Annotated in this window: 1 protein-coding gene and 1 pseudogene; one reads left to right on the top strand and one right to left on the bottom strand. The window is 65.2% G+C overall.

What is annotated here, in order from left to right; genetic code table 11:
- On the top strand, window positions 1-401 hold a 401-nt coding region (locus tag ABYW26_RS14705), incomplete at its 5' end, for a LysR substrate-binding domain-containing protein (protein ID WP_372605666.1).
- A 104-nt stretch (window positions 402-505) separates the two neighbouring features.
- Here ABYW26_RS14705 and ABYW26_RS14700 read toward each other — a convergent pair.
- Window positions 506-1078, bottom strand: a pseudogene (locus ABYW26_RS14700) (hypothetical protein); the annotation flags it as partial.

The raw sequence follows: 1078 nt of genomic DNA, 5'->3' as shown, positions 1-1078 counted from the left end.
TTGCGCAACTGACCGCCCTGCCGCTGATCCAATACACCCAGCGCCACCACATGGGCCGCCAGATCGCCGCGCATCTGGCTCGGCAGAACCTGACCCTCGCCCAACGGTTCGAATTGGACAGCTATCACGCCATCCTTGCCATGGTCGCCGCCGGGGCTGGCTGGACGATCCTGACGCCGCTGGGCTACCTGCGCGCGCAACGGTTCCACGATCAGGTCGATGTGCTGCCGCTGCCGTTCTCGCCGCTCAGCCGGACCATCACCCTGACCGCGCGCCGCGATGTTCTGCAAGACATGCCGTTCCGCGTCGCAACGCGGCTGCGGCCGCTGATCGAGGAATTGATCGTCACCCCGGCCCTTGCCCGCATGCCATGGCTGACCGGCGGGCTTGAGGTGCTCTAGGTTTCTTCTTCGCGGAAATATCCCCGCCGGAGGCCTAAAAGTTTGCGATTTTTCAAAGAAAAATCGCGCCTTCGGCGAGAGTATTTGTCACCAGGAAAAGAGACTTAAGTGCCATAGGCCCGCGCCTCGCCCTTGACGTCATAGGCGGCGTCAATCAGCGCGGTTGCGATGAAGTTCAGCTCGTCGCGGGTCAGGCGGGCGGGCAGGCGCACATCGCAGGCGCGCATCAGCATGGCGCGGGTTTGCGGCAGGTCGGGCATGTCGCCGGGGATGAATTGCCAGTTCCAAAAGGCGCGGGCATTGTCATCGGACAGGCCAAAGACCTGCACACTGATGCCGCGGGTCTTGGCGGCGTCCTGAAAGGCGCGGGCCTCGTCATCGCTGTCAAAGCCAACCAGATTGAACTGGATCGAATCCGGGGCGCGGGTTTCGGGGGCCAGCGGCGGCGGCACGTTCAGCCATGGCGTCTGGTTCAGCAGGCCTGCGACATAATCGTGGTTGGCCAGCCCATCGCGCACGCGGCGCGGGACCTCGGCCAGTTGCGGGCGCACGACGCCCAGCAGGCCGCCTTCATCCGCCAGGTCTACGGGCGTGCCATCGACGATCCGACGGCCTACGACCTGATGCTCAACTCCGGCACGCTGGGCCGCGAGGCGACGGTCCGCGCCATCGTCGAC

The sequence above is a fragment of the Actibacterium sp. genome (genome assembly GCF_041584535.1).
Taxonomy (GTDB): Bacteria; Pseudomonadota; Alphaproteobacteria; order Rhodobacterales; family Rhodobacteraceae; genus Actibacterium_D.
The sequence above is the reverse complement of the archived record's forward strand: the minus strand, read 5'-3'. Positions and strand labels throughout refer to the sequence as shown.